Raw genomic sequence first — 24396 nt, forward strand, 5'->3', positions numbered from 1 at the left:
GCGGGGGATTCTCCTGAGTTACTTCTGAGCTGCTTCGAAGAGGGTGAGCACGTCGGCCGACGAGTCGGTGATCGTCAGGGAGACGACCGGACGACCGTGCTCGGCGAGGACAGCGGCGTCGCCGGCTGCCTGCGCCTCGATGAGCTGTCCGAAGGTGAACGGACGCTCGGGGATCTCGAGATCCACATCGGTGCGCTCCAGGATCTGGAGGTACACGCCCTGCGCGGGACCGCCCTTGTGATACTGGCCGGTCGAGTGGAGGAACCGAGGGCCCCAGCCGAACGTCGTCGGGCGACCGGAGTCGGCCGCGACGAGTTCGCGGAGTCCCTGCAGCTGGGGCAGGTCGAGACGATTGACATACGCCTGGATCGAGACGTAGCCGTCGTCGGCGAGGCGCGCCCAGAGCGCATCCATCGTGCCCTCGATCGTGCCGGACGACGCCAGCGCGGGATCCGACACGCGCACCTCGACGCCGTTCTCGACGAACGCCGGAGCCGTGGGCTCTGGCCGCGCGTCGAGGAGGCCGCGTGCGGCGACCTTCGCGGACTCGACGTCGGGCTGGTCGAACGGGTCGATGCCGAGCAGGTGCCCGGCGATCGCCGTCGCGTACTCCCACACGATGAACTGCGCGCCCAGCGTGCCGCTCACGAGGATCTCGCCCTGGTGACGCTCACGCAGGTGGAACTCGTCGGCGTCGTCGACCAGGCGCACGATCTGCAGGTCGGCGGGCTGTGCGTCGAGCTCGGGGGAGACGGGCAGCAGAACGACGGGCAGGATGCCGGTGGCGTCCTTGCCGGTCGACTCGGCGATCAACTGCTCGATCCAGTCGGGCAGGCCCTTGATGTGCGTGCCGTCGGTGATCAGCCCGAGCTTGTCGCGCCGCGGCGAGGTCGCGGCGATCGCGGCGGCCAGACGCAGCGCGGGGTTCTCGGCGGAGTCGACCGCGACCTCCAGCAGCGATGCCTCGGCCTCGTTCAGGAGCTCGTCGATGTCGACGCCGGCCAGCCCCGAGGGGACGAGACCGAACGCGGTGAGCGCCGAGTAGCGGCCGCCCACGTTCGGGTCGGCGGTGAAGACGCGGTAGCCGGCCTCGCGGGCCGAGGCCTCCAGCGGAGAGCCCGGGTCGGTGACGACGACGATCCTCGTGGCGGGGTCGATGCCGAGATCGCGGAAGGCGGCCTCGAACGTGCGGCGCTGCGAGTCGGTCTCGACGGTGGACCCGGACTTGGAGGACACGACGAGGACCGTCTCCTGCAGACCGTCGTCGAGTGCCGAGAGCACCTGGCCGGGGGCCGTGGAGTCGAGGATCGTCAGGGGCACACCCGCCGTCTGCGCGATGACCTCGGGAGCGAGCGAGGAGCCGCCCATGCCCGCGAGCACGACCCGGGTGACGCCGTGGCCCCGCAGCTCGTCGCGCAGAGCGATGATCTCGGACACAAGCGGACGCGAGACGGAGACCGCCTCGACCCATCCGAGCCGGATCGCCGCCTCGGCCTCCGCGGCGGGACCCCACAGGGTGGAGTCGCCGCCGGTGAGGCGCGAAGCGACCAGATCGCGGACGAGCGCCGGAACGGCCTCGTCGATCGCGACACGCGCCGCTCCCGACGCGTGGATCGCGAATGTCATCGCTGCGCCTCCAGCGCCTCGGTCACCTGACCGAGGAGGTCGTGCCACGAGTCGATGAACTTGGCGACGCCCTCGTCCTCGAGCACCTGCGTGACGTCGTCGAAGTCGATGCCCGCCTCGGCGAGACCGGCGAAGACCTCGCGGGCCTCGTCGTAGCCGCCCGTGATCGTGTCACCGGTGACGACCGCGTGGTCGAAGGTCGCGTCGAGGGTCTTCTCGGGCATCGTGTTGACGACGCCGGGTGCGACGAGCTCGGTCACGTAGAGCGTGTCGGGGAGCGCCGGGTCCTTGACGCCGGTCGACGCCCACAGCGGGCGCTGCGGGTTGGCGCCGGCGGCGACGAGGGACTGTGCGCGCTCCTCGGCGAACTTCTGCTCGAACAGCTCGTACGCGAGACGGGCGTTCGCGAGGCCGGCCTTGCTCTTGAGGGCCTCGGCCGCGTCGGTGCCGATCGCCGCGAGGCGCTTGTCGGTCTCGGTGTCGACACGCGACACGAAGAACGACGCCACGGAGTGGATCGTCGACAGGTCGATGCCGGCGGCCTTCGCGGTCTCGAGGCCCGTGAGGTACGCCTCGATGACCTCGGCGTAGCGCTCGAGGCTGAAGATCAGCGTGACGTTGACGCTGATGCCGGCGCCGATCGCCTCGGCGATGGCCGGGAGGCCCGCCTTGGTCGCGGGGATCTTGACGAGCAGGTTGGGGCGGTCGATCTTGGCCCACAGCTCCTTGGCCGACGCGACGGTTCCCGCGGTGTCGTGCGCGAGGTCGGGGGAGACCTCGATCGACACGCGGCCGTCGACGTGGTCCGAGGCCTCCCACACGGGGCGGAAGACGTCGAGAGCGGCAGCGACGTCCTGCGTCGTGGCCGCGAAGACGGCCTCCTCGGCGCTCGCGCCGGACGCGGCGAGCTCGGTCACCTGAGCGTCGTACGAGGTGTCGTTCTTGTCGGTGATCGCGTTCGCGAAGATCGTCGGGTTCGTGGTGACGCCCACGACGTTCTTCGTGTCGATGAGGCTCTGCAGGTTGCCGGAGGAGATGCGCGTGCGCGACAGGTCGTCGAGCCAGATGCTGACGCCGGCTGCTGCGAGGTCTGCGGTGGGGGTGCTCATGAGTTCTCCTTGATCAGTGGGCGTTCTCGGCCAGGGTCTCGCGCGTGGCCGCGACGACGGCCTCCGTGGTGATCCCGAACTTCTCGAAAAGGGTCTTGTAGTCGGCGGACGCGCCGAAGTGGTCGATGCCGACCGAGCGGCCGCGGTCGCCCACGATGCCGCGCCAGCTCAGCACGGAGCCCGCCTCGACGGAGACGCGCGCGGTGACGCTCTTCGGCAGCACGGACTCGCGGTAGGCGGCGTCCTGCTCGTCGAACCACTCGAGCGAGGGAGCGGAGACGACGCGGACGTTGACGCCCTCCTTCGCGAGCTCGGCGCGCGCGTTCACCGCGAGCTGCACCTCGGAGCCGGTGGCGACGATGATCGCGTCGGGCGTGCCGTTCGGGGCCTCGGCGAGCACGTACGCGCCCTTCGAGACGTTGTCGGCCGACGCGAAGACATCACCGGATGCCGCGCCCTCGCCGCGCTCGAACACCGGGATGTTCTGACGGGTCAGCGCGATGCCGGCGGGACCCTCGGTGCGGCGGAGGATCTCGAGCCACGCGGCCGAGGTCTCGTTCGCGTCGGCGGGGCGCACGACGGTGAAGTTCGGGATCGCACGGAGCGTCGCGAGCTGCTCGACCGGCTGGTGCGTGGGGCCGTCTTCGCCGAGGGCGACGGAGTCGTGCGTCCAGACGAAGATGCTGGGGACGTTCATCAGGGCGGCGAGACGCACCGGCGGGCGCATGTAGTCGCTGAAGATGAGGAACGTGCCGCCGAAGGCGCGCGTCTTGCCGTGCAGGACGATGCCGTTGACGATGGCGCCCATGGCGTGCTCGCGGATACCGAAGTGCAGCACCCGGCCATAAGGGCTTCCCGACCACTCGTGCGTCGACCACTCGGCCGGGATGAACGACCTGGCGCCCTTGATGGTGGTGAGGTTCGACTCGGCGAGGTCGGCGGATCCGCCCCAGAGCTCGGGGAGCTCCGCGGCGAGGGCGTTGATGACCTGGCCGGAAGCGGCGCGCGTGGAGACGTCCTTGCCGCTCTCGAACACGGGGAGGGCGGAGCCGATGCCCTCGGGGAGCTCGCCGGCCTCGAGGCGGTCGAGGAGCTGCTTGCGCTCGGGGTTCGCAGCGGCCCAGGCGTCGAACGACTCCTGCCAGGCGGCGCGCTCCTCGGCGGCACGGGCGGCGAGGCCACGCGTGTGCTCGATGACGTCGTCCGCGACCACGAAGCTCTTCTCGGGGTCGAAGCCGAGGACCTTCTTCGTGGCGGCTAGCTCGTCGGCGCCGAGGGCGGAGCCGTGGATCTTGCCGGAGTTCTGCTTGCCGGGCGACGGCCAGCCGATGATGGTCTTAAGGATGATGAGCGACGGCTTCGAGGTCTCGCCCTTGGCGGCCTCGATGGCGGCGTGGAGCTCGGCGACGTCCTCGACGTACTCGCCGGTCTTCTTCCAGTCGACCGTCTGCACCTGCCAGCCGTAGGCCTCGTAGCGCTTCGCGACGTCCTCGGTGAAGGCGACGTTCGTGTCGTCCTCGATGGAGATCTGGTTGGAGTCGTAGATCGCGATGAGGTTGCCGAGCTGCTGGTGACCCGCGAGCGAACCGGCCTCGCTGGTCACACCCTCCTGCAGGTCGCCGTCGCCGGCGATCACGTAGATGTGGTGGTCGAAGGGGCTCGTGCCCTCGGCGGCCTCGGGGTCGAACAGGCCGCGCTCGTAGCGGGCGGCGTACGCGAAGCCGACGGCCGAGGCGAGCCCCTGTCCGAGCGGGCCGGTCGTGATCTCGACGCCCTTGGTGTGGCCGTACTCGGGGTGGCCCGGCGTGAGCGAGCCCCACGTGCGCAGCGCCTCCAGGTCGCTCAGCTCGAGACCGAAGCCGCCGAGATAGAGCTGCACGTACTGGGTGAGTGAGGAGTGACCCGCGGAGAGGATGAAGCGGTCGCGGCCGAGCCAATCGACGTCGGTCGGGTCGTGACGGAGCACGCGCTGGTACAGCAGGTACGCGGCGGGAGCCAGGCTCATCGCGGTGCCGGGGTGGCCGTTGCCCACCTTCTCCACGGCGTCCGCAGCCAGCACGCGAGCGGTGTCCACCGCGCGCCGATCGATCTCATCCCACTGCAATTCCGACACGGTGAAGCCCTTCTTCAACAGTTCGATAGCGCCCGGATCACCGCATCGCGGTCCGCTTCGTCACGGAGAAGGTGGATGTGCGCCGGGCGCGCGAGTCCCCCCAGCATAGCGCCGGGGGTGGACGCCGTTTCCTCCCTTTACAACGTCGGGAGAGTCGGGTAATTCCCTCTTGGGCTGGGTGATCCGGGATGCCGTGGGATCGCGTCCCACGGCCGGCGGGACGCGATGTCTCAGCAGCCGGGTGCGCCCGGATTCTCCGCGCACGTGTGCGCCACGAGGGCGGTTCTCGCCTCGAGAACGCGGATGTCGCGCGCCGGTCCGTCCGTGCGGATCTCCCCGGCGACCGGGAACCATCCGGCGCTGAGATCGACCTCCGCCGAGTACCGCACGTCGACGTCGGCGCGATACGTGCCGCGCTCGCTATAGACGTGGCTCGTCGGCGTCGCGGTGAACTGCGCCTGACCGAGCGCGGCCCATGTGCGACCGGGCTCGCTCAGCGATGCCGAGGCGCCGTCGCCGTACGTGTAGTCGTACCCCACGGGGGTGAAGCGCACCGTGATCGGCAGGCCGAACAGCGTGCCGGAGACGGTCTGCATGGACGCGGCGCCGACGAAGTTCGCGGGCATCCCCACGATCGCGACGTCACCGGGCTCCGTCGACGCGGCGAGGGGCGGCGGTGCGAATCGGGCGAGATCGGCGATCGTCACGGCCGGGACGCCCGGGGGAGGGGCAGGTGTATTCGGCTGATTGCGCACGCGCTCGAAGCAGGTCGCGAACTCCCAGTCGTCGAGGCATCGCTCGAGGTCGGACCGCGGGTCAGTGGGTGCGGGGTCCGTCGGGCGGTCGCCGTTCCGAGGACGCCCCGACGCGGGCGGCCCGCCGGGCTGCTGCTTCGTGCCCGAGATCGTGAGCGCCGTGCCGTCGGTCGAGGCGCAAGTTCCGAGGGCTGCTCGCTCGCCCGTCGAGCATGCAGCAGAAGCGGGGACTGCGGCGGACGCGGCCATCACGAGGCTCGCCGCTATAGAGGCGGTGGTTATGAGGCGCACGAAGTCGCCTCGGCTTCAGTCTCTTCTGTGATCAGGAATGACGTATCGACGTAGACAAATCTGACCGCTTGCGCGATCACGGATGGTCGATCGATCGGTGTCACGATGTCACCGTCCTGGTCGAGCGTTTCGGACTCTGAAAGGTCGATGCATGCCGTTGCGGACACTTGGACGCCGGTCGTCATGTGTTCAACGTGACCAAGGATTAGGTCCGTGACCGCCACAGTTCCCTGCAGGCTCAGTCCGTTGCCGTCGAGATACTCCTGTCCATCAATGTCGCTTTCGAGCGCCCGTCCGATGAGGTAGTTGCGCGGGTTTGGAATGGACCTCCCGGCGGCTCGAGCGTTCAGTGCCGCGATGTACGCCCGGTACACCTCCTCGGCGGCAGCGAAGGCCTCTTCGTCGCTCGCGAATGCGGGCGTGGGGGTCGGTGTCGGTGCGGGGGACGGGGCGCACCCGGACAGCATCCCGCCGACCGCGAGTGCGCCGATGGCGATGAGCGAGAGGCGGCGGCGGAGAAGCATCCGGTCACGGTAGTCGGATCGGCCGGGCCCGCGTCCGCGTTATCCACAGGTCGGATCCTCGACCAGCGGGAGTGGTCGTGCCCGGGACGCCCTCGCGCGTGTCGTAGACTGGGAAATGCTGTCGTGACGTGTGCGGAGGAGGCGATCGAGATCTCGACGATGTCTGATCAGACCGTTGTGAAGAAGACCTTCGGTCGTACCGTGAAGGCGTACGTCGCCCTCACCAAGCCGCGCGTCCTCGAGCTGCTGCTCGTGTCGACCGTTCCCGTCATGTTCCTGGCCCAGGGCGGGCTCCCGAACATGTGGCTCGTGCTCGCGACCGTCATCGGCGGCGCCATGAGCGCCGGGTCCGCTGCGGCGTTCAACATGTACCTCGACCGCGACATCGACGCGCACATGCACCGCACGTCGAGCCGCCCCCTCGTGACGGGCGAGATCACGCCGCGCGGAGCACTGATCTTCTCGTGGACGCTCGCGATCCTGTCGACCGTCTGGCTCCTCGCGACGACGAACTGGCTGGCCGCCTCTCTCTCCGCCTTCGCGATCTTCTTCTACGTCGTGATCTACACGATGATCCTCAAGCGCCGCACCGAGCAGAACATCATCTGGGGTGGCATCGCCGGGTGCTTCCCCGTGCTGATCGGCTGGTCGGCCGTGACGGGGTCGCTCGACTGGCCGGCGTTCATCCTCTTCGCCCTGATCTTCCTGTGGACGCCGCCGCACTACTGGCCGCTGTCGATGAAGTACAAGGACGACTACGACGATGTCGACGTGCCCATGCTCGGCGTGACGCGCAACGCCTCGCAGGTCGGTCTCCAGGTCATCCTGTACGCCTGGGCGACCATCGCCTGTTCGCTGCTGCTGATCCCGATCGCGAACATGGGCCTCGTCTACACCGTCTCCGCCCTGGTGTTCGGCGGATGGTTCATCTACGAGTCGCACCGCCTGTACAACCAGGCCGTGCGGGGGAACGAGGCGCGGCCCATGCGGGTGTTCCACGCCTCGATCACCTACTTGACGCTGATCTTCGTCGCGGTCGCGGTCGACCCGCTGCTGCCCTTCTGAGACTCGTCCTCGTCGTCGGTCGTCTCGACGACCGCATCCGCTGACCCGTCTGCCGCGGTGGTGTCGACCGTCTCGGCGACGGTCGTCTCAGCGGGCGCCTCGGGGGCGGGCTCCTCGGCGGTCCAGTCGATGGGCTCGACGACGACCGGAGTCGGAGCGGGGAGCATCGCCTGCACGGCGGTGAGCGCGACCGAGAGAAGGATGCCGATGATCCCGGCGCCCAGGAGCACCGAGCCGACGACGATGAGCGACTGACCCACGTAGACATCGACGCCCGTCGCGGTGTTGTCGAGCAGCGTGCTGGTCATCGACCCCACCTGGCCGGTGACGAGCCAGCCGCCGACGCCCGCCGTGGCGAGCGAGAGCACGAGGAGGAGCCAGAAGCCGATGCTGCGTGTGAGTGACTTGTTCATGCCCGCCACGATGCAGGAGCGAGTGATGAGGCGCTGATGTGCCAGCTATGCGTGCACTGTGCGCAGAGCTCGCGGACGCGTCAGACGCGGTCGATCGCGGCCGTGGACTTCTTCAGGTGCAGCACGACGATCGTGTAGGTCGCGGCCGACAGCGAGGCGAGCACCATGTGGATGCCGACGAGCAGCGGCGGGAGTCCCTCGCGGGCCTGCCACACGCCCACGCCGACCTGCACGGCGATCGCGATCACGAGCACCAGCAGCCACTTCCGCGGTTCGAGCTTGAGCACCCAGGCCGACACCGTGAGGGCGAGCACGAGTGCCGCGAGGATGTAACCGGGCCACGAGTGCACGTGTGCGAGGACGGTCGCGTCGAAGCCGTGACGCAGCACGTCGGCGTCGCCCGAGTGCGGACCGGAGCCCGTGGTCAGCACTCCGAACACGATCGTCACCGCGAGCGCGAGGCCCGTGACGTGGCTGAGGATCGCGAACCACTGCGGAACGACCCGCTCACGCGGTCCGGGGACGGCGTGCAGGCGCGACAGGAACGCGGCGGTCACGCAGACGAGGAGCAGCGACGACGTGTAGTGGAACCCGACGATGAACGGGTTGAGGCCGGTGAGCACGGTGATGCCGCCGACCAGGGCCTGCGCGACGACGCCCACGAGCACGATCCAGGCGAGGGTGTAGAGGTCGCGTCGATCCGGTGCGGTGCGCGTGGAGTGCACCGCGGCGGCGATCACCGCGAGCAGCAGCACGCCCGTCGCGACGGGGAACGCGTGCTCGAAGAACTGCGAGACGATCAGGTAGGCCACGGCCGCCGCGACGATGCCGCCGACCGCGAACCAGAGCGTGCGCACCAGAGTCCGAGCCCCGCCGATCGTGAACAGCACCAGCAGGACGACGACGAGTGCGATCACGCCCACCACGCCGGTCATCAGGCGGTTGCCGAACTCGATGAGACCGTGGATGCCCTGATCGGCATAGATCGGCACGAGCGACTCGGGCGTGCACAGCGGCCACTCGGAGCATCCGAGTCCGGATCCCGTGAGGCGGACGGCGCCACCCGTGCCGATGATGATCGTCTCGGTGAGGAACGAGAGCCACGCGAAGATCCGCAGCATCCGCCCCCAGACGTCGGCGCGCGCGGACGCCGGTGCGAGGGCGGGGGAGGAGGACGCGATGGAGGTCTCGGGCATTGGTGTCTCCGAACCGCAGCGGACACGGCGGGCGGCCCTGTCGTCAGGCGGAACCTGTAGAATCGGATTGTTGCGATGAGCGCTGACCGCGCTGAAGCATCGTCAACAGTTTAGGCGCGATGGAAGCGCCGGTGATGAGGGCCCACCAACGGCACCCGCTCCCGCAGACTCGACGGGGATCAGGTGTGTCGGGGCGGATGACACCGTTTTGGGACCTGTGAGGAGAGTGTGTGATGTCGGATGTGCTGATCGACCGCCCGGAGCTCGACGGCCTGGGGGTGTACGAATTCGGCTGGCACGATGAGGACGCCGCAGGCGCCGTCGCGCAGCGAGGGATCTCCGAGGAGGTCGTCCGAGGGATCTCGGCGCTCAAGAACGAACCCGAATGGATGCTGAAGACCCGTCTCAAGGGATACCAGCTCTTCGGACGCAAGCCGATGCCGACCTGGGGCGCCGACCTCAGCGAGATCGACTTCGACAACATCAAGTACTTCGTGCGCTCGACCGAGAAGCAGGCGCAGTCATGGGAGGACCTCCCCGCCGAGATCCGTGAGACGTACGAGCGCCTGGGCATCCCCGAGGCCGAGCGTCAGCGTCTGGTCGCCGGTGTCGCGGCGCAGTACGAGTCCGAGGTCGTGTACCACCAGATCCGCGAGGACCTGGAGGAGCAGGGCGTCATCTTCATGGACACCGATACGGCCCTCCGCGAGCACCCCGAGTTCTTCGAGGAGTACTTCGGCACCGTGATCCCCGCGGGCGACAACAAGTTCGCCGCGCTGAACACCGCCGTCTGGTCGGGCGGCTCGTTCGTCTACGTCCCCAAGGGCGTGCACGTCGAGATCCCGCTGCAGGCGTACTTCCGCATCAACACCGAGAACATGGGCCAGTTCGAGCGGACCCTGATCATCGCCGACGAGGACAGCTACGTCCACTACATCGAGGGCTGCACGGCTCCGATCTACAAGTCGGACTCGCTGCACTCGGCCGTGGTCGAGATCATCGTGAAGAAGAACGCCCGCGTGCGGTACACGACGATCCAGAACTGGTCGAACAACGTCTACAACCTCGTGACCAAGCGCGCGGTCGCCCACGAGGGCGCCACCATGGAGTGGGTCGACGGCAACATCGGATCCAAGGTCACGATGAAGTACCCGTCGATCTACCTGATGGGCGAGCACGCCAAGGGCGAGACGCTCTCGGTGGCCTTCGCCGGTCCCGGTCAGCACCAGGACGCCGGCGCGAAGATGATCCACATGGCGCCCTACACGCAGTCGTCGATCGTCTCGAAGTCGATCGCCCGCGGCGGCGGTCGTGCCGGATACCGCGGCGAGGTCCGCGTCGACGCGAACGCCCACCACTCGGCGAACACGGTGCGCTGCGACGCGCTGCTCGTCGACACCAAGTCGAGGTCGGACACCTACCCCGCGATCGACATCCGTGTGGACGATGTCCAGCTCGGCCATGAGGCCACGGTCTCGAAGGTCAGCGAGGAGCAGCTCTTCTACCTGCAGTCCCGTGGCATGCCCGAGGACGAGGCGATGGCGATGATCGTGCGCGGCTTCATCGAGCCGATCGCGCGGGAACTGCCCATGGAGTACGCGATGGAACTGAACAAGCTCATCGAGATGGGCATGGAAGGATCGGTCGGCTGAGATGACGGCCCAGACGACGACGCCGACCGCGTCGCACTATTCGAGCGCGCACGTGGACCCCGCCGCCCAGGTGGCCGACGCCGGCTTCGTGCCGGTGCAGACCCGGTCCGAGCGCCCGCACTCGTTCGAGCCCGCCGACTTCGATGCCCCCACCGGGCGCGAGGTCAACTGGAAGCACACCCCGGTCGCGAAGCTCGCCGCTCTCCTCGTGGACGAGCCCGGGGACACGGATGCCGTGACCTACGGCCTCGACGCCGTCGAGGCGCTCCTCGAGCCCGCAGACGGGAACGCCGACACGTACGGCGAGTTCTTCCGTCCGGAGGACCTCCCCAGCGCTCTCGCCTGGAAGCACGGCCCCCGCGGTCTGCACATCCGGGTTCCGGCTGAGGCTGAGCTCGCTGAGCCGGTCCTCGTCCCGATCCAGGGCACGGGCGCCGACAAGCGCGGATTCGGACAGATCCTCATCGAGGCCCAGCCGCACTCGCGGGCGACCGTGGTCCTCGACCACTCCGGCTCGGCGCAGTACGCCCAGAACGTCGAGATCATCGTCCGCGACGGCGCTTCGCTCACCGTCATCAGCCTGCAGCGCTGGGATGACGACGCCGTGCACGCGGCCGCCCACCAGGCCACGGTCGGCGCCGACGCGACGCTCAAGCACTTCGTGATCAGCTTCGGCGGCGGCGTGGTGCGCGTCAACCCGAGCCTGGAGCTCACGGGTGCCGGTTCCGAGGGGTACATGTACGGCCTCTCCTACGCGGATGCCGGGCAGCACCTCGAGAGCCAGGTCTACCTGCACCACAAGGGTGCGCACACCAAGGGCGACGTGCTCTACAAGGGCGCCCTGCAGGGCGAGAGCGCCCACTCGGTGTGGATCGGCGACGTGCTGATCGGCCCGGACGCCACCGGTACCGACTCCTACGAGGCGAACCGCAACCTCGTCCTCACCGAGGGCGCACGCGCCGACTCGATCCCGAACCTCGAGATCGAGACCGGCGACATCGTCGGCGCCGGTCACGCCAGTGCCACCGGTCGTTTCGACGACGAGCAGCTCTTCTACCTGCAGGCTCGCGGCATCACCGAGGAGGAGGCGCGCCGTCTGGTCGTGCTCGGCTTCCTCAGCGACATCGTGCAGCGCCTCGGCATCCCCGCGCTGGAGCAGGAGCTGCTCTCCGCCATCGAGACCGAGCTCGCCGAGGTCCAGGCGTGAGCGCTCAGCGCGTGTGCGGCGTCGACGAGCTCGAGCTCGACACGCCCATCCGCGTCGAGCCGAACGGCGTGCCGATCACCGTGATCAAGGACTCCGAGGGCGTCATCCACGCCATCGGCGACACCTGCACGCACGGTGACATCTCCCTCTCCGAGGGCTTCGTCGAGGGTGACACGGTGGAGTGCTGGGCCCACGGGTCCGCGTTCTCCCTGCTCACCGGCAAGCCCCAGAACCTCCCCGCTTATGAGCCCGTTCCGGTCTACGTCGTCGAGATCGACGGCGACGACGTGCTCATCGACCCGACTGTGACGAAGGAAGTCTGAATGTCTGTTCTCGAAATCCGCGACCTGCACGTGACGGTCGAGACCGAGGCCGGGACCACCCCGATCCTCAACGGAATCACCCTCACCATGAAGACGGGCGAGACCCACGCGATCATGGGCCCCAACGGCTCGGGCAAGTCGACGCTGGCCTACACGATCGCGGGTCACCCCAAGTACACCGTGACCTCCGGCTCCATCACGTTCGACGGCGAGGACGTCCTCGAGATGAGCGTCGACGAGCGTGCCCGTGCCGGTCTGTTCCTCGCGATGCAGTACCCGGTGGAGATCCCCGGCGTGACCGTGACGAACTTCCTCCGCACGGCGAAGACCGCGCTCGACGGCGAGGCCCCCTCGATCCGTCAGTGGACCAAGGACGTCAAGGCGTCGATGGCGAACCTGCGGATGGATCCGAAGTTCGCCCAGCGCAACGTCAACGAGGGCTTCTCGGGCGGCGAGAAGAAGCGCCACGAGATCCTCCAGCTCGAGGTGCTGCAGCCGAAGTTCGCCGTGCTCGACGAGACCGACTCCGGTCTCGACGTCGACGCGCTGAAGATCGTCTCCGAGGGCGTCAACCGCGCCAAGGAGGCCACCGGCCTCGGCGTGCTGCTCATCACGCACTACACCCGCATCCTCCGGTACATCCGTCCCGACTTCGTGCACGTGGTCGTCGCGGGCAAGATCGTCGAAGAAGGCGGCCCCGAGCTCGCCGACCGTCTCGAGGACGAGGGATACGACCGTTTCCTCGACCCCGCGGCGCCCATCGAGGCGTAGGCTGATCGCATGACAGCCACCCTCACCGACGCGAAGTACGACGAGGTCACCGAGGCTCTCAAGGACGTCATGGATCCCGAACTCGGGATCAACGTCGTCGACCTCGGCCTCATCTACGATCTCGCCTGGGATGACGAGAACGATGCTCTCGTCATCCACATGACGCTCACGAGCGCCGGCTGCCCCCTCACGGACGTGCTCGAGGATCAGACCGCCCAGGCGCTGGACAAGGTCGTCGACCGGTTCCGCATCAACTGGGTGTGGATGCCGCCGTGGGGCCCCGAGCGGATCACGGACGACGGGCGCGACATGATGCGCGCGCTCGGCTTCGCGATCTGAGGATGCTCGAGGTCACCGCGCTCCCGCTCGCAGAACTGCGGGAGCGCAGCAGCGAGAAGTGGCGCGAGTACCCGGACGACGTGCTGCCGCTCTTCGTCGCGGAGACGGACTTCCCTCTCGCCCCCGAGATCACGAAGGCCCTGCAGCGCGCCCTCGAGACGGGGGACACCGGCTATGTGGCCTCGCGCAGCCCGCTCGCCGAGACGTACGCGGCCTTCGCGCGGCGACGGTTCGGGTGGGAGGTCGACCCGGCGCGGGTGCGCACGACCGCCGACGTGAGCATGGGGATCGTCGAGATCCTGCGACGCGTCACGCAGCCGGGGGAGCGCGTCGTCGTGATGCCGCCGATCTATCCGCCGTTCTTCGACCTCGTGGACGAGGCCGGGGCGGAGGTCGTCCGTGTGCCGTTGCGCGATACCGGGACCGTGTGGGAGATCGACCTCGACGGCGTCCGCGCCGCTCTCGAGGACGGTGCGAGCGCGATCCTTCTCTGCAACCCGCACAACCCGACGGGGACGGTGCACCGGCGCGACACCCTCACGGCGCTCGCGGAACTCGCCGCGGAGTTCGGCGTCGCCGTCGTCTCCGACGAGATCCACGCCCCGCTCGCGCAGCCGGGCACGGGCTTCACTCCCTTCCTCGACGCGGGTGACGCCGCGCGCCGCGTCGGCTACGCCCTCGTGAGCGCCAGCAAGGCGTTCAACCTCGCCGGTCTCAAGTGCGCGCTCATGGTCACTGCCGTCGACGAGACGAGCTCCGTCGTGCGCGGGCTGCCGGTGGAGGTGGAGTGGCGCACGGGACAGTTCGGTCTCCTCGCCGCCGTCGCCGCGTTCTCCGAGGCGAGCGATACCTGGCTCGATGGACTGCTGAACACGCTCGACGCGAACCGCGTGCTGGTCGAGGATCTCCTCGCCTCGCGACTGCCGCAGGCGAGATACCGCATCCCGGATGCCGGATACCTGGCGTGGATCGACCTGTCCGAGCTCGGCTGGGGAGACGCCCCGGCGAGGCGCATCCTCAAGGACGCACGGGTCGCCCTGAGCTCCGGCCCGACCTTCGGCGCCGAAGGGGCGGGGCACGTGCGCCTGAACTTCGGCACGAGTCCGGAGATCCTCACCGAGGCCGTCGAGCGCATCGCGTCGCTCGCCGGCCGATGAGCGACTCGGCCGCGCCCGCGTCGATCTGGGACCGGGAACGGCTCTGGGTCACGGCCGGGTCCGTCGCACTGATCTTCCTCGCCGCGATCGAGGCTCTCGCCGTCACGACGGTCATGCCGATCGTCAGCGAGGCGCTCGACGGGCAGGCGCTGTACGCCGTGGCGTTCGCCGGGACGCTCGCGACGAGCGTGATCGGCATGGTCGCGGCCGGAGCCTGGTCGGACGCCCGCGGGCCTCGTGGCGCGCTCTACGTCGCCGTCTCGCTCTTCATCGTCGGACTGCTGCTGTCGGGATTCGCCGTCACGATGCACCAGTTCCTCATCGGCCGGCTCGTCCAGGGACTCGGAGCCGGCGGGCAGACCGTGGCGCTGTACGTGGTGGTCGCGCGACTGTATCCCGCGCATCTGCACGGCCGTGTGTTCGCGGCGTTCGCCGCGGCGTGGGTCGTGCCGTCGATGGTGGGGCCGTTCCTCGCGGGCGCCGTCGCGGAGTACCTCGACTGGCGCTGGGCGTTCCTCGGAGTGGCGGTGCTCACGGCTGTCGCGTTCGCCGTCATCGCGGTGCGTCTGCGCGCGCTCGACCTGGGGCACGGCGAACCTCAGGACCGTCGGGCTCTCCTGGTGCGGCTCGTCCTGGCCGTCGTGGTCGCGGTCTTCGCGGTGCTGGTCGGTTTCAGCGCCGACATGCCCGTGCCGGTCGGCTGGCCGGTGGCGCTCGGCGCGATCGTGGTGATCGCCGTCGCCGTGCTGCCTCTGCTTCCTCGGCGCACGCTGCGGGCCGGACGTGGTCTTCCGAGCGTCGTGCTGATGCGCGGTATCGCGGCCGGCGCGTTCTTCGCCGCCGAGGCGTACATCCCGTACCTGCTGATCGAGCGCTACGGGTTCAGCGCGACGTGGGCGGGCATCGCACTCATGCTCGCCGCGTTCGCGTGGGCGGGGGCGTCGCAGCTGCAGGGTCGCTTCGGTGATCGACTGGGGAACACGCGGATCACGCTGATCAGCCTGTCCTGCCTGCTCGTCGCGATGCTCGCGGTGCTCGTCGCGGCCCTCGGGACGGTGTCTCCCGCGCTCGTCATCGTGGGCTGGGCGTTCGCCGGCGGCGGCATGGGTCTGCTCTACCCGCGGCTCACGGTCCTCACGCTCGCGTACTCGACTCCGGGCAACCAGGGCTTCAACTCGTCGGCGCTGTCGATCTCGGACTCCACGGGAGCGGCCGTCGTGATCGCTCTCGCCGGTCTGGGTGTCGCGACTCTCGGGGGAGGGGCGGATGCGTTCGCCGTGGTGTTCGCGTTCTGCATCGCCCTCGCGCTGGTCGGGTTCCTGCCGGGGCTGCGCCTGGGGCACGCGGCGGAGTCCGCGACGGACTGACCGGCTCTCAGGCCCGCGCGGCGGGGGAGCGCTCGACGCCGGAGAGCGCAGTGACTCCGAGGTCGAACACCCGATCGAGCCCGGCGGTCACGTCGAGCGGTCCGTCGGCGGGCAGGGCGCCGTAGCTGTCGGCGTGCATGCGCTGCTGCACGAGCGTGGCGTGACCGAGGACGAAGTGCAGGAGCGCGGCCGCGCGATCCTCGGCGTCGTCGACGTCTGACCGACGCAGTGCTGCGATGAGCGCGGTCTGCGCGAGGAAGGACCCCCGTCGCAGCGCGTAGGTGCTGAGCACGAGCTCGGCGCCGTCGCGGTGGGCGAACAGGGCGTCGCGGATCGCCCGCGCTGTCGCGAGCACGTCGGTCTCCGACGAGCCGATCGCCGCGGTGATGCGGTCGCTGAGGTCGGCCAGGAGGTCCTGCTTGCTGGCGAAGTGCCAGTAGAGCGCGCTGGGCTGCACATCGAGGCGGGCGGCGATCCGACGCATCGACAGATCGGCGAGGCCCACCTCGTCGAGGAGGGCGAGGGCGGTGCGCGCCACGCTGTCACGGTCGTGCCTGATCGAGTTGTGCTCGGGGCTCATGCTCTGAGTATAGTGAACACCGTTCAGGTGAACACTGTTCAGGAAGAAGGAGACATGACCACTCCCCGTAGCGACATCGGTCGGGACCTCGCCCGTGTGGCGGTCTTCGCCGCCCTCATCGTCGTGCTCGGCACTGTGACCGTTCCGCTGCCGGGCGGTGTGCCCATCACCGCGCAGACGCTGGGTGTGATGCTCGCGGGCACGGTGCTGGGACCGCGGCGCGCGCCCCTCGCCGTGCTCCTCGTCCTCGTGCTCGCCGCGATCGGGCTCCCCGTGCTCGCCGGCGGACGCGGCGGGCTCGGAGTCTTCGTCGGTCCGACCGCCGGATACCTGCTCGGCTGGGTGGCGGGAACCATCGTGATCGGGCTCATCGTTCACCGCGCGCGCATCACGTGGTGGCGCACCGCTCTCGGCGCCGTGGTCGGCGGCATCCTCGTCGTCTACGCGTTCGGCATCCCGGTGCAGGCGCTGGTGCTGGGCGTCGACCTCGCGCCGACCGCGCTGTCGAGCCTCGTGTTCCTCCCCGGCGACCTCCTCAAGGCCGCGGCGGCGACCGTGCTCACCCTGGCGCTGGTGCGCGCCTACCCGCCGGCGTTCGGGAAACGCCCGGTCGTGGTGGCCCCCGCGCGTGCGGCCTGAGACGCGCGTCGGGGCCATCTCCGTCGACGCGGTGAGCGTGCAGCGTGACGGGCGCGACATCCTGCACGAGGTGAGCATCGAGCTCGACGCCCCGCGCATCGCGGTCGTCGGGGCCAACGGGTCGGGCAAGTCGACGTTCGCGCGGTTGCTCAACGGACTCGTGGCTCCGACGACCGGTCGGGTCACGGTGCACGGCCTCGACGCGCAGCGGGAGGTCCGCGAGATCCGCCGACGTGTGGGCTTCGTCTTCACGGATCCGCAGGCGCAGATCCTCATGCCGACGCCGGCCGAGGACCTCGCCCTGTCGGTGCGCGGGCTCTCCCGCGACGAGACGCAGCGCCGGGTGCGGGAGGCACTCGCGGAGCACGGGCTGGCGGCCCACGCCGACACGCCCGCGTCCGCCCTGTCCGGCGGTCAGAAGCAGATGCTCGCTCTCGCGTCGGTGCTCATCGCGCGCCCGTCGGTGATCGTGGCCGACGAGCCGACGACGCTGCTCGATCTGCGCAACGCGCGGCGGATCGGCGACCTTCTGCTCGCACAGGACGCGCAGGTCGTGATCGTCACCCATGATCTCGAGCTCGCCGGTCGCTGCGATCAGGCGGTGCTGTTCGACGAGGGCCGGATCGCCGCGTCCGGTGAACCCGGGGATGTCATCGACGCCTATCGGAGGACGTGCGCGTGATCCAGCTCTACCGGCCGGGATCGAGCGTGCTGCACCGTCTGCCGGCGGCAACCAAGCTCGCAGCCCTCGCGGTGATCGCGGTCGTGCTCTCGGCGGTCCCGCACAGTCCGCTCAGCATCGCGCTGGTCCTGCTCGCCGTGGCGATCCTGTTCCTGATCGCCCGCCTTCCGCTCCGTGTGCTCGCAGTCGAGGTGTGGCGCCTGCGGTGGCTCGTGCTCGTGCTCGGCATCGCACTGTGGATCTTCATGTCCCCGGAGGTCGCGGCGATCAACACGGGACGCATGGTCGCGCTGATCCTGCTGGCGAGCCTGCTCACGATCACGACGCGCATGGGTGATCTCCTGGCGGTGCTGCGCCGACTGCTGAGGCCGTGGCGTCGCGGCGTGGATGCGGATGCCGTCGCCATGACGCTGTCGCTCACGATCGCGATGATCCCCGTGGTGGCAGGGTTCGCGACGGCCATCACGGAGGCGCAGCGCGCCCGCGGTGTGCGGCTCGGCATCCGGACGGTCGTCCCGCTCCTGGTGCGCACGCTACGCCACGCGGACGATGTCGGGGACGCCCTCGCCGCGCGCGGGCTGGCGTGAACGTCGCGCGAGGCGCAGCGCCGCCAGCAGTCCGAGCACCGCGACTCCGGCGGTGACCGGAGTCGTGCCGACGACGAGCAGCAGGGCGACGACGCCGACGCCGGTCCCCGTCGCGAGCGCGAGACGCCGGTGGGAGCCCGTCGCGGCGGGTGCCGGCCGGTTCTCGAAGCGTGTCAGCGCCACGGCGACCAGTGCGCTCAGCACCAGCGCCGCGAGGAGCCACACCGGGCGACCCGCCCACCACGCGGCGCTGCTCGGTTCGGGGAGGACGGTACCGGTGGCGAGCGCGTGCAGCGCCACCGCACCGGCCATCGCGAGCAGCATCGGCATGTGCCACAGGTAGATCGTCATGGTGCGGCGGTTGACGAAGTCGGAGAACCGCGCCGCGATCGGACGGCGACTGAATCGCGCGATCCGAGCGCGGAACAGCGACACGAGCGTGAGGTGCACGATGCCCACGAGCAGCAGAGCGCCGGTGGGCGGATTGATGTTCGCGACCAGATCGGGGGAGTAGATCCCCGTGACGAACGCGCCGATCAGGGCCGCGAGGGCGGTCGTCGCGGCCGCGACGCGAGCGCGGCGGCTCAGGGCGTCGATCGTGCCGTCCGCGAGGAAGAACCCCAGTTGCTGCAGCGTCAGCCACACGAACGCGAGATTCAGGAAGCCGAGTCCGTCCGCTCCCGTGTGAGCGCGGACGACGTCGACGAGGACGGCCGCGCCGGCGAGCAGCCCGAGAGCCGCGACCGGCGCACGACGATGCGCGGCGGCGAGCGACGGGAGCAGCGCCTGGCAGAGGAGGAAGACGCCGAGGAACCACAGAGGCTGCGCGAAGCGGAAGCCCGCGATCGCCACGAGATGCCCGGGGACTCCGGCGACGAGCAGAGCGGCGAGCAGGACACCGGCCACGCCGATCACGAGCACCGCCGGTCGCAGCAGGCGGTGGATGCGGGCGGCCACGAACGCGGCATCCGTGTGCCCTCGCTCACGCCCTCGGCCGTGGGCGAGGAAGCCCGCGAAACCGCCGATCACGAAGAAGAGCGGCATGACCTGCAACGCCCAGCTGACCGGCAGGATCCACCACGTGCCGTCGCTCGCGTTCTCGAACACGGGCCCCGCGTCGGTCACGGTGACGCCCACCATGATGGCGTGCAGCAGCACCACACCGGTCACGCAGAGCGCTCGGAGGAAGTCGATCGCGGTGTCGCGACCCCGGGGCGCGGATGCGTGCGGGCTCGATGCCGGCGGTGCCTCGACGATGGCCATGTGTCCTCCTCGGTTGGGGTGTCCGAGGAGCGTAGGAAGCGGGTGTGCGGCGGCGGATCACCCTGCGGGGCTGTTCCACCCCCTACCGCGGGATGATTCAGGACGCCGGTTCGACGAGGCCGGTGTCGTAGGCGAGGATCACGGCGTGCACGCGATCGCGGAGCCCGAGCTTCGACAGCACCTTGCCGACGTGCGTCTTCACGGTCTGCTCGGCGATGAACAGCTCTGCGGCGATCTCGCTGTTCGAGCGTCCGCGGCCGATCTGCACCAGCACCTCGCGCTCGCGCTCCGTCAGGTCGGCGAGCACCGTCTGGGAGCGCGGCGCCGGAGGACGGCGGCCCGCGAACTGCTCGATCATGCGTCGAGTCACGCTGGGGGCGAGCAGCGCGTCGCCGGCGGCGACCACCCGCACCGCGTGCACGAGCTCCTCCGGCAGCGCGTCTTTCAGGAGGAACCCGCTGGCTCCGGCCTCGAGCGCGTCGTAGACGTAGTCATCGATGTCGAACGTCGTGAGCATGAGGATGCGGGGCACGTGCGCCGCCGGGTATCCCGGCCCGAGGATGCGCCTCGTCGCCTCGATGCCGTCGAGCTCGGGCATCCGCACGTCCATGAGGATCACGTCGGGATCGAGGCGTGCCGCGAGCGTCACGGCCTCGGCGCCGGTGGCGGCCTGCCCGGCGACGCGGATGCCGTCGTGGGCGTCGAGCAGCGCGGCGAAACCCGCTCGCACCATGGCCTGGTCGTCGGCGATGAGCACGGAGATCGTCATGGGTTCCCCTCGGTGCCCGCCGACGAGGTGCCGGACGGGTCGGATGCGGTCGCCGGGAGCGCGGCGGAGACCTCCCAGCCTCCGTCGCTCGTCGGCGCCGCCGTGAACGTCCCGCCGAGGAGCTCGACGCGCTCGCGCATGCCGCGCAGCCCGTGCCCGCCGCTCCTCGTTTCGTCGACGCTCTCGGGGCGGCCGTTGCGGACCCGGACGGTCACGCTCGCCGCATCCGCCTGCACGCGCACCGTCACGGGTGTTCCGCGGGCGTGCCGCACGGCGTTGCTCAGCGCCTCCTGCGTGATGCGGTAGGCGGCGATCTGCACGGCGGTCGAGGCGTCGCCGATCGCCCCGGTGATCTCCAGGCCGACGGTCACCCCCGCACGGCGGATCGTGTCGACGAGTGCGGGGATGTCGTCGATGCCCTGCTGCGGCGCGAGCTCCGCGGACTGGTCCTCGGTGCGGAGGACCCCGAGCATCCGCCGCATCTCCGTCAGAGAGGAGCGGGCGGTCGCCGCGATGCTGTCGAACTCCGTCGCGGCCGTCTCGTCGAGCTCGGGGAGGCGGTAGCGCGCGGTCGACGCCTGCACCTGGATCACCGACATGCTGTGCGCGATGACGTCGTGCAGCTCACGGGCGATGCGCGTGCGCTCCTCGACGAGTGCGCGACGCGACTCCTCGAGCGCCGAATGCTCGCGCTCCTTGGTGAGCTCTTCGGATACGCGGAGGCGGCCGGCGACGAGCGCCGAGATGAGATAGGTGGCGAGTGCGACCGAGGCCGTGACGATGAGGTTCGCCGTGACGTTCGCGGCGGCGCCGCTCGTCGCCACGACCTCGGGGTGCAGCAGGGGAGCGGCCAGGGATCCCAGGGCGCCGATCGTGAGCGGGAACGCGCCGAGGCGGGCGCCGTGTCGGAACGTGACCACGCCGACGAGCAGCACGAAGGACAGCAGGGCCGGCACGGACCACGGCCACGGCGCCTCGGTCGCGAGACGGGCAGGGACGAGCAGAGGCACCGTGAACGCGGAGACGCAGAACAACAGGACGGACCAGCGCGGTCGCGCCACGGCGAGCAGCGGGGCGCCGCACACCGCAGCCGCGAGGATGAAGGCGAGGGGGAGCGCGACCCCGTAGAGCGCCGCGAGCAGCGGCACCAGGGTCGAGTACAGCACCACGACGGCCGCGCCCAGCAGTGCGAGCGCCACGGTGCGCCGACGGATGCGGGGCGCACGGTCGGTCTGCTGCCGTGATCGTGCCATGAGAGTCATCCTGCCAGCTGCGGCACGCGCTCCCGACGACGCCGAGCCGCCGCGATGCGGTCGATCACGATTCCGAGAGCCAGCGCGACCGCGATCCCGATCGCCGCGCTGATGAGCGGCTGATCCTTGATCCAGCTCCCCGCGAGGAGGCCGATCGCGAGGCTCAGGATGCTCCAGCTCGCGCCTCCGATGAGGCTGAGCGGGACGAAGCGACGCCACGAGAACCCGAGCGCTCCCGCCGACATGTTCACCGCCACCCTTCCGACGGGGATGTACCGGGCGCCGAGGATGAGCGCGGCACTGCGATGGTCGAGAGCACGGCTCGCGTGCGCGAACGCGGCAGCGACGCGTGGACGTCGCATCCATCCCCATCGGGTGGTCCCGACCCGGCGACCGATCGCGAAGGCGATGTTGTCCCCGAGGGCCGCGGCGACCGCGGCGATGAGACCGAGCGGAACCAGCATCCACAGCGCCCCGGTCGACGCCGCCACGGCGGCCGCGGCCACGAGCACCGTCTCGCTGGGCACCGGCGGGAAGAAGCCGTCGATCACGGTCACAGCGAACAGCACGAGATACAGCCACGGCGACGCGACGGTCTGCAGAATGAGCTCGTTGATAACATCCACCCGAGAAGGCTAGGAAGCAGGAGGCCCGTGGGACATCACCCTGGAGTATCGACCGCATCCCTCCGGAGAGTGACATCGCCGGAGTCGATGCTGATCGGCGACACTCTCGTGCGAGGCCTCCTGGTCGACGACCGCACGAGGTGCGAGCACTATCACGGCCCCCTCGACGTCATCGCTCTGCGCTTCGCCTGCTGCCGCGAATGGTATCCGTGTCACGAGTGCCACACCGCGGTCGCCGACCACCCTGCCTCGCAGTGGTCGATCGAGGAGCGCCGCGAGGCGGCGGTCCTCTGCGGGGAGTGCGGGACGCGCCTGCGGATCGACGACTACCTCGACATCGAGCGGTGTCCGAGCTGTCGTGCCGGCTTCAATCCCGGATGCCGGCTGCACCACCGTCTGTACTTCGACTGAGCACCCAGTCGCGGGATCTATACTGGGAGGCTGGTCGCTCGACCGCCTCCCCCCCCTGACGAACGGACATCCGCTGTGCTCGCCGTGCACGAACTCGAGATCCGCGTGGGCGCACGCCTCCTCATGGAGAACGTGTCGTTCCGCGTCAACGACGGCGACAAGATCGGACTCGTCGGGCGCAACGGCGCGGGCAAGACGACCCTCACGAAGGTGCTCGCGGGCGACGTGCTGCCCTCCGGCGGCAGCGTCACACGATCGGGAGAGCTCGGCTACCTCCCGCAGGACCCCCGGTCCGGCGACCCGGAGATGCTCGCGCGCACCCGCATCCTGGACGCCCGCGGGCTGGGCAGTCTGGCCCTCGGCATGGCCGAGGCGACCGTCGCGATGGGATCCGACGACCCGGCCGTCGCCGACAAGGCGATGAAGCGCTATGCACGTCTCACCGAGCAGTTCGAGGGTCAGGGCGGATATGCCGCGGAGGCCGAGGCCGCATCGATCGCGAACAACCTGTCGCTGCCCGACCGCATCCTCGATCAGCCGCTCAAGACGCTCTCGGGTGGACAGCGCCGGCGCATCGAGCTCGCCCGCATCCTGTTCTCCGACGCGGACACCATGATCCTCGACGAGCCCACCAACCACCTCGACGCCGACAGCGTCGTGTGGTTGCGCGAGTTCCTCAAGAACTACAAGGGCGGCCTGATCGTCATCAGCCACGACGTCGAGCTCGTGGGCGAGACCGTCAACCGCGTGTTCTACCTCGACGCGAACCGCCAGGTCATCGACGCGTACAACATGAACTGGAAGAACTACCTCCGTCAGCGCGCCGCCGACGAGGAGCGCCGCAAGAAGGAGCGCGCGAACGCCGAGAAGAAGGCGACCACGCTGCAGCAGCAGGCCGCCCGCTTCGGCGCCAAGGCGTCGAAGGCCGCCGCCGCGCACCAGATGATCGCCCGCGCCGAGAAGCTGCTCGCCGGGCTCGACGACGTCCGGCAGGAGGATCGCGTCGCGAAGCTGCGGTTCCCGAAGCCGGCCGCATGCGGCAAGACGCCGCTCATGGCGTCCGGCCTGTCGAAGTCGTACGGCTCGCTCGAGATCTTCACCGACGTCGACCTCGCGATCGACCGCGGCTCCAAGGTCGTGGTGCTCGGACTCAACGGTGCGGGCAAGACCACGCTGCTGCGGATGCTCGCCGGCGTCGACGCGCCCGACACCGGGCAGCTCGAGCCGGGGCACGGCCTCAAGGTCGGCTACTACGCGCAGGAGCACGAGAACCTCGACGTGAACAGGTCGGTGCTCGAGAACATGGTCTCGGCCGCCCCGCACATCACCGAGACCGAGGCCCGCAAGGTGCTCGGATCGTTCCTGTTCACGGGAGACGACGTCCTCAAGCCCGCCGGCGTGCTGTCGGGCGGGGAGAAGACGCGTCTGTCGCTCGCGACGCTCGTGGTCTCGTCGGCCAACCTGCTGCTCCTCGACGAGCCGACCAACAACCTCGACCCCGCCTCGCGCGAGGAGATCCTCGGCGCGCTCGCGCACTACGAGGGCGCTGTGGTCCTCGTCTCGCACGACCCCGGCGCCGTGCAGTCGCTCAACCCGGAGCGCGTGCTCATCCTGCCCGACGGCGTCGAGGACATCTGGAACCAGGAGTACCAGGAGCTGATCGAGCTCGCCTGACCGG

General features: G+C 69.7%; 25 protein-coding genes. 13 read left to right on the forward strand and 12 right to left on the reverse strand.

Annotated features, from left to right (window positions below):
* Positions 1-18: 18 nt before the first annotated feature.
* From ACIPY8_RS16530 to ACIPY8_RS16550, 5 genes are all read right to left on the reverse strand, one after another.
* Complete coding sequence (locus ACIPY8_RS16530; protein WP_400820510.1) at positions 19-1626, reverse strand: glucose-6-phosphate isomerase; 1608 nt, start codon at positions 1624-1626, stop codon at positions 19-21.
* Positions 1623-2735 carry a transaldolase gene (gene tal, locus ACIPY8_RS16535; RefSeq protein ID WP_400820512.1) on the reverse strand — a complete coding sequence of 371 codons (1113 nt, stop codon included), beginning with the start codon at positions 2733-2735 and terminating at the stop codon, positions 1623-1625. The genes ACIPY8_RS16530 and tal overlap by 4 nt, the downstream gene beginning before the upstream one ends.
* 13 nt (positions 2736-2748) lie before the next feature.
* Positions 2749-4848, reverse strand: a complete 2100-nt coding sequence (gene tkt, locus ACIPY8_RS16540; protein ID WP_400820515.1) for a transketolase — start codon at positions 4846-4848, stop codon at positions 2749-2751.
* Positions 4849-5078: 230 nt separating this feature from the next.
* Complete coding sequence (locus ACIPY8_RS16545) at positions 5079-5894, reverse strand: hypothetical protein (RefSeq protein WP_400820517.1); 816 nt, start codon at positions 5892-5894, stop codon at positions 5079-5081.
* Entirely contained in the window at positions 5882-6418 is a 537-nt protein-coding gene (locus tag ACIPY8_RS16550; RefSeq protein ID WP_400820520.1) for a hypothetical protein, read from the reverse strand. Before ACIPY8_RS16550 ends, ACIPY8_RS16545 begins: the two co-directional genes overlap by 13 nt.
* A gap of 159 nt (positions 6419-6577) precedes the next feature.
* On the opposite strand from ACIPY8_RS16550, the gene ACIPY8_RS16555 reads away from it, so the two are divergent.
* On the forward strand, positions 6578-7483 hold the full coding sequence (locus ACIPY8_RS16555) for a heme o synthase (protein WP_400820522.1): 906 nt from the start codon (positions 6578-6580) through the stop codon (positions 7481-7483).
* Here the strand turns inward: ACIPY8_RS16555 and ACIPY8_RS16560 are convergent.
* Both ACIPY8_RS16560 and ACIPY8_RS16565 read right to left on the reverse strand, forming a co-directional pair.
* Complete coding sequence (locus tag ACIPY8_RS16560) at positions 7429-7896, reverse strand: hypothetical protein (RefSeq protein ID WP_400820524.1); 468 nt, start codon at positions 7894-7896, stop codon at positions 7429-7431. The two genes, ACIPY8_RS16555 and ACIPY8_RS16560, sit on opposite strands and share 55 nt — an antisense overlap.
* A gap of 80 nt (positions 7897-7976) precedes the next feature.
* Complete coding sequence (locus tag ACIPY8_RS16565) at positions 7977-9092, reverse strand: heme A synthase (protein ID WP_400820527.1); 1116 nt, start codon at positions 9090-9092, stop codon at positions 7977-7979.
* 233 nt (positions 9093-9325) lie between these two features.
* On the opposite strand from ACIPY8_RS16565, the gene sufB reads away from it, so the two are divergent.
* From sufB to ACIPY8_RS16600, 7 genes are read left to right on the forward strand one after another with little or no spacing between them, the layout of a single operon-like run.
* Complete coding sequence (gene sufB, locus ACIPY8_RS16570) at positions 9326-10744, forward strand: Fe-S cluster assembly protein SufB (protein ID WP_400820529.1); 1419 nt, start codon at positions 9326-9328, stop codon at positions 10742-10744.
* 1 nt (position 10745) lies between these two features.
* Positions 10746-11951, forward strand: a complete 1206-nt coding sequence (gene sufD / locus ACIPY8_RS16575; RefSeq protein ID WP_400820532.1) for a Fe-S cluster assembly protein SufD — start codon at positions 10746-10748, stop codon at positions 11949-11951.
* The gene (locus tag ACIPY8_RS16580) at positions 11948-12274 is read left to right on the forward strand and encodes a non-heme iron oxygenase ferredoxin subunit (RefSeq protein ID WP_400820535.1); all 327 of its coding nucleotides are present in this window, start codon (positions 11948-11950) and stop codon (positions 12272-12274) included. The genes sufD and ACIPY8_RS16580 overlap by 4 nt, the downstream gene beginning before the upstream one ends.
* Positions 12275-13045: a Fe-S cluster assembly ATPase SufC gene (gene sufC / locus ACIPY8_RS16585; RefSeq protein WP_400820538.1), complete on the forward strand. Its 771-nt coding sequence runs from the start codon at positions 12275-12277 to the stop codon at positions 13043-13045.
* Between the two features lie 9 nt (positions 13046-13054).
* Positions 13055-13384 (forward strand): metal-sulfur cluster assembly factor, encoded by a 330-nt coding sequence (locus ACIPY8_RS16590; protein ID WP_050720744.1) that lies wholly within the window; start codon positions 13055-13057, stop codon positions 13382-13384.
* A gap of 2 nt (positions 13385-13386) precedes the next feature.
* Complete coding sequence (locus tag ACIPY8_RS16595; RefSeq protein ID WP_400820542.1) at positions 13387-14541, forward strand: MalY/PatB family protein; 1155 nt, start codon at positions 13387-13389, stop codon at positions 14539-14541.
* Positions 14538-15908 carry an MFS transporter gene (locus ACIPY8_RS16600; RefSeq protein WP_400820544.1) on the forward strand — a complete coding sequence of 457 codons (1371 nt, stop codon included), beginning with the start codon at positions 14538-14540 and terminating at the stop codon, positions 15906-15908. The genes ACIPY8_RS16595 and ACIPY8_RS16600 overlap by 4 nt, the downstream gene beginning before the upstream one ends.
* Before the next feature lie 7 nt (positions 15909-15915).
* Here ACIPY8_RS16600 and ACIPY8_RS16605 read toward each other — a convergent pair whose 3' ends face one another.
* Positions 15916-16488 (reverse strand): TetR family transcriptional regulator, encoded by a 573-nt coding sequence (locus ACIPY8_RS16605; protein WP_400820547.1) that lies wholly within the window; start codon positions 16486-16488, stop codon positions 15916-15918.
* A gap of 54 nt (positions 16489-16542) precedes the next feature.
* On the opposite strand from ACIPY8_RS16605, the gene ACIPY8_RS16610 reads away from it, so the two are divergent.
* From ACIPY8_RS16610 to ACIPY8_RS16620, 3 genes are read left to right on the forward strand one after another with little or no spacing between them, the layout of a single operon-like run.
* On the forward strand, positions 16543-17127 hold the full coding sequence (locus ACIPY8_RS16610) for a biotin transporter BioY (RefSeq protein WP_400820550.1): 585 nt from the start codon (positions 16543-16545) through the stop codon (positions 17125-17127).
* Positions 17117-17809 (forward strand): energy-coupling factor ABC transporter ATP-binding protein, encoded by a 693-nt coding sequence (locus ACIPY8_RS16615; RefSeq protein WP_400820553.1) that lies wholly within the window; start codon positions 17117-17119, stop codon positions 17807-17809. The genes ACIPY8_RS16610 and ACIPY8_RS16615 overlap by 11 nt, the downstream gene beginning before the upstream one ends.
* Positions 17806-18396 (forward strand): energy-coupling factor transporter transmembrane component T family protein, encoded by a 591-nt coding sequence (locus ACIPY8_RS16620; RefSeq protein ID WP_400820555.1) that lies wholly within the window; start codon positions 17806-17808, stop codon positions 18394-18396. The genes ACIPY8_RS16615 and ACIPY8_RS16620 overlap by 4 nt, the downstream gene beginning before the upstream one ends.
* Here ACIPY8_RS16620 and ACIPY8_RS16625 read toward each other — a convergent pair.
* The 4 genes from ACIPY8_RS16625 to ACIPY8_RS16640 all read right to left on the reverse strand — a co-directional run bounded on the left by ACIPY8_RS16625 (position 18343) and on the right by ACIPY8_RS16640 (position 22307).
* Positions 18343-19659, reverse strand: coding sequence for an acyltransferase (locus ACIPY8_RS16625; RefSeq protein WP_400820557.1), 1317 nt, complete (start codon positions 19657-19659; stop codon positions 18343-18345). The genes ACIPY8_RS16620 and ACIPY8_RS16625 overlap by 54 nt on opposite strands.
* 97 nt (positions 19660-19756) lie before the next feature.
* A complete protein-coding gene (locus ACIPY8_RS16630) occupies positions 19757-20428 on the reverse strand; it encodes a response regulator (RefSeq protein ID WP_400820560.1) in 672 nt (223 codons plus the stop codon).
* Positions 20425-21681: a histidine kinase gene (locus ACIPY8_RS16635; RefSeq protein ID WP_400820562.1), complete on the reverse strand. Its 1257-nt coding sequence runs from the start codon at positions 21679-21681 to the stop codon at positions 20425-20427. Before ACIPY8_RS16635 ends, ACIPY8_RS16630 begins: the two co-directional genes overlap by 4 nt.
* A 5-nt stretch (positions 21682-21686) precedes the next feature.
* Positions 21687-22307: a DedA family protein gene (locus ACIPY8_RS16640; RefSeq protein WP_400820565.1), complete on the reverse strand. Its 621-nt coding sequence runs from the start codon at positions 22305-22307 to the stop codon at positions 21687-21689.
* A 69-nt stretch (positions 22308-22376) separates the two neighbouring features.
* Here ACIPY8_RS16640 and ACIPY8_RS16645 point away from each other — a divergent pair, with 69 nt between their 5' ends.
* Together ACIPY8_RS16645 and ACIPY8_RS16650 are read left to right on the forward strand one after the other, a co-directional pair.
* Positions 22377-22718 carry a CHY zinc finger protein gene (locus ACIPY8_RS16645; protein WP_400820567.1) on the forward strand — a complete coding sequence of 114 codons (342 nt, stop codon included), beginning with the start codon at positions 22377-22379 and terminating at the stop codon, positions 22716-22718.
* Between the two features lie 75 nt (positions 22719-22793).
* Positions 22794-24392: an ABC-F family ATP-binding cassette domain-containing protein gene (locus tag ACIPY8_RS16650; protein ID WP_400820570.1), complete on the forward strand. Its 1599-nt coding sequence runs from the start codon at positions 22794-22796 to the stop codon at positions 24390-24392.
* Positions 24393-24396: the final 4 nt, after the last annotated feature.

The sequence above is a fragment of the Microbacterium sp. NPDC089696 genome, assembly GCF_044749125.1.
GTDB lineage: Bacteria > Actinomycetota > Actinomycetes > Actinomycetales > Microbacteriaceae > Microbacterium.